Annotated in this window: 3 protein-coding genes; all 3 read left to right on the top strand. The window is 38.3% G+C overall.

All coding sequences use genetic code 11. The annotated features are described in order from the left end of the window. Positions 1 to 1,614: class I SAM-dependent DNA methyltransferase (locus EWV84_RS05080; protein WP_353806914.1), on the top strand; the 1,614-nt coding region annotated here is incomplete at its 5' end. A gap of 196 nt (positions 1,615 to 1,810) precedes the next feature. Continuing rightward, positions 1,811 to 2,974: a pyridoxal phosphate-dependent aminotransferase gene (locus tag EWV84_RS05075; RefSeq protein ID WP_287076859.1), complete on the top strand. Its 1,164-nt coding sequence runs from the start codon at positions 1,811 to 1,813 to the stop codon at positions 2,972 to 2,974. 91 nt (positions 2,975 to 3,065) lie between these two features. Beyond that, positions 3,066 to 3,824, top strand: coding sequence for an HNH endonuclease (locus EWV84_RS05070; protein WP_287076857.1), 759 nt, complete (start codon positions 3,066 to 3,068; stop codon positions 3,822 to 3,824). Positions 3,825 to 3,939 lie beyond the last annotated feature (115 nt).

The raw sequence follows: 3,939 nt of genomic DNA, 5'->3' as shown, positions 1-3,939 counted from the left end.
CAGGAATTAAATAAAACGGGACAGTTAGTAACAGATATTAGTGCTATTATTCAGGTAGATGTGAATCAGTTTGCTGGTATTGAATACGATGAATTTGCGGTAAGAGTTGCTGAGGTGGCAATGTGGTTAATTGATCATCAGATGAATATTAAAGTTAGTAATACTTTTGGTCAGTATTTTCTGCGTTTACCATTAAAGAAAGCGGCAAAGATTGTTAATGGAAATGCTTTGCGGATTGATTGGGAGGAAGTTATATCAAAAGAGAAGCTCAATTTTATTTTAGGAAATCCTCCTTTTGTTGGTGCGATGATTATAAACGAACAGCAAAGGAATGATATGGCTTATGTTTTCGACGGTGAGAAAGGAATAGGCGTTTTAGATTATGTGTGTGCATGGTATATTAAGGCTGCTCAAATAATTCAGGGCAATAGAATCAGGGTTTCTTTTGTTTCCACAAATTCTATATCTCAAGGGGAGCAAGTTGCATTACTTTGGAATATTCTTTTTCAAAAATATCAGTTAAAAATTCATTTTGCCCATCGTACTTTTAAATGGAGTAATGAGGCAAAAGGAAACGCCGCAGTTCATTGTGTAATTATTGGCTTTGGAAGTTTTAATATAACAAATAAAATCCTATTTGATTATGAAGATATTCAAGGTGAATCATTAGTTGTTCAGTCTAATAATATTAATCCCTATTTGGTTGATGGAAGTGACATCATTATTTATAATCGAAGTTTTCCTTTATCTAATATTCCATTAATGCGTTTTGGTAGTATGCCAAGAGATGGTGGTAATTTTATTTTGACAGAACCAGAAAAAGAAGAATTTTTAAAATTAGAGCCGAAGGCAGAAAAATGGATTAGACCTTATACAGGAGCGCAAGAATTTATTAATGGTTATAGTCGCTACTGTCTATGGTTACTTGATATTTCTCCCAGGGAATTAAAGACATTACCAGAAGTCATAAAAAAAGTAGATAAGGTTAAAAATTTTAGATTAAAAAGTAAAGCTGCTTCTACTCGTAAATTTGCGGCGACACCTACTCTATTCTGTCAAATAGCACAACCCGAAACGAATTATTTACTTGTTCCCCGTGTTTCATCTGAAAGAAGAAAATATATTCCAATAGGTTTTATGAATAAAAATGTGATTGGTAACGATCAAGTTTTATTAATTCTTAATGCAAATCTTTATCATTTTGGTATTCTTACTTCAGAAATGCACATGGCATGGGTTAAATATGTGTGTGGAAGATTAAAAAGTGATTATCGTTACTCAAAAGATATTGTTTATAATAATTTTCCTTTTCCAGAAAATATCACCGACAAACAAAAACAAACCGTCGAAACTTGCGCTCAAGCTGTGCTAGATACAAGGGGAAAATATCCTGATAGTAGCCTTGCCGATTTATACGATCCTTTAACCATGCCTCCCGACTTGCTCAAAGCTCACCAAAAACTTGACAAAGCCGTTGATTTGTGTTATCGTCCCCAACCCTTTACCAGTGAATTAAACCGTATTGAATACCTCTTTGAACTCTATGAAAAATTAACCGCTCCCTTACTCTCTACCAGCAAACAAAAAACCACGAAAAGAAAAAATCCTCAATAACGAAGGCACTCATGCACTCATGCAAAAGGCAGCTTTGTTCTCCCCACACCCCACACCCCATCACCCCATCCGCATCCGCATCTCCAATCCAGGCAATTCCGGAGATTATATAAAAAAACACCCAGAACAATCGAGGTAATGGACAATACTAAAGGTTGTGTAGGTCATCAGAAAAGCCCTGTCAGGGTAAAATACCATGAAACTAGCGTCACGAGTCAATCAAGTTACCCCCTCCCTTACCCTAGCTATCGACTCCCTGGCCAAGGAAATGAAGAAAAACGGCGAAGATGTCTGTAGTTTTAGCGCCGGGGAGCCAGATTTCGACACACCCACTCACATCAAAGCTGCCGCGAAAAAGGCCCTCGATGAGGGAAAAACTCGCTACGGACCGGCTGCTGGGGAAGCGGGGTTAAGAAAAGCCATCGCCGAGAAATTGCTGCGGGATAATCAACTAGCATACAATGCCGATAATGTCATCGTCACCAATGGCGGTAAACAGTCTCTCTACAATCTAATCATGGCGTTAATTGAAGCGGGGGACGAAGTAATTATTCCCGCACCCTACTGGTTGAGTTATCCTGAAATGGTGACATTAGCGGGGGGAACATCGGTTATCGTCAACACTAGCCTAGAGAATCAGTATAAAATCACCCCCGAACAGCTAGAAGCGGCAATTACACCGAAAACTAAGTTATTTGTCCTCAATTCTCCCTCTAATCCCACCGGCATTGTCTATACTCCTGAAGAAATCGCCGCTTTAGCAAAAATTGTGGTTGAAAAGGATATTTTAGTGGTTTCTGATGAAATTTACGAGAAAATCCTCTACGATGGCGCAATTCACCGCAGTATCGCTTCTTTTGGTCCGGAAATCTTTCAGCGCAGTATTATTAGTAATGGTTTTGCTAAAGCTTTCTCGATGACGGGGTGGCGCGTCGGTTACATAGCAGGACCGGTGGAAATTGTCAAGGCCATGACTAATATCCAAAGTCATAGTACCTCCAATGTCTGCACTTTTGCTCAATACGGTGCGATCGCTGCTTTGGCGAGTTCCCAAGATTGCATCGAGGAAATGGTCAAAGCTTTTAGCGAGCGCCGACAGTATATTTTAGAACGAGTGCGAGCAATTCCAGGACTCGATTGTCCTACTCCCAACGGTGCTTTTTATGTGTTTATCGATATTAGTCAAACTGGTTTAAAATCAGGGGATTTCTGTCAGAAACTCCTCGAAAGCCAAAAAGTAGCCGCTATCCCCGGTATTGCTTTTGGTGCTGATGATTGTATTCGTCTTTCCTATGCTACAGACCTAAAGACGATTGAAAAAGGATTCGATCGCCTTGCTCAGTTTATCAGCACTTTGTAGGATTATTACTTTCTCTGTTGGGGGTGAATTTTGTTTACCCCTTTTTTTCGGTTTTAACAGCCAATTATCTGTAATCTCTAGAGGTATTAAGATGAGTGGGATCAAGTTAGAGGATATTAGGGAAATTACCAAGAATCCTCAAGGAAAAGGATATTTAATTATTTTTAATGATAACAGAGTAATTATTTTATATAAAAAAAGAACTATTGCTGCTTTGCTAACTCTGATTAGGTATGGAGAAGGTTGTGAGAGCGATCTAACTAATGCGACCAATAATTTACAAGAGATAAAAACTATACTCAAAGGTAAAATTCCTGAAAATTTAATTCAAGATTCCTATGCTGATGCTAATAAACCCTTTAGCGAACTTTGGAATGAAGAAGGATTTAATTTTATTTATGCTCCCCAAGGACAAAAAAGATTAGGCAGTCAAAAATATGTTTTAGATAGTTCCGATCATCAACGACTTTTTACCACTGCTGAATCACCGATTAGAACACCTCCCTCATCTCTAATTCAGAGAAATATATTAGAACAACAAAAAAATAAATGTAATTTTTGTGGCTCAATTCTTAAAAAGAAAGAAAATATCAATCAAAATACCTATGCTAAGGAGCGAGTGCGTTTAGTTTGGGATCATCGGATTCCCGTAGAAAAAGGTGGAAATAGTGCCGATGACAATTTTCAAGCTCTCTGCTTCTATTGTAATAAATGCAAATGGCAAATCTGTAATCTTTGTAACTATGCTCCTGATAAATGTTCAGAATGCGTCTTAGCTTTTCCTGAAGTAACTAAGATTATTTTCCCCAGTCAAGAAAATATTGAAGACCGGTTAAATCGAGCTAATTAGGGTCTGCTGAAAAAGTTTTTCGGTGGGGGTTGGGGGTTGGGGGTTGGGGGATGGGGGATGGGGGATGGGTTTTACCGATTTTCAGGTGGTCAACTACCTAATTTTCAGGGAAAAA

It is taken from the genome of Microcystis sp. M_QC_C_20170808_M3Col (assembly GCF_007095505.1).
In the GTDB taxonomy this organism is placed as follows: Bacteria; Cyanobacteriota; Cyanobacteriia; order Cyanobacteriales; family Microcystaceae; genus Microcystis.
This window is presented reverse-complemented; position numbering and strand designations above follow the sequence as displayed.

Excerpts from the sequence above, each read along its gene's own strand:
- EWV84_RS05075 (WP_287076859.1), top strand. The coding sequence starts at position 1,811 with ATGAAACTAGCGTCACGAGTCAATCAAGTTACCCCCTCCCTTACCCTA.
- EWV84_RS05070 (WP_287076857.1), top strand. The coding sequence starts at position 3,066 with ATGAGTGGGATCAAGTTAGAGGATATTAGGGAAATTACCAAGAATCCT.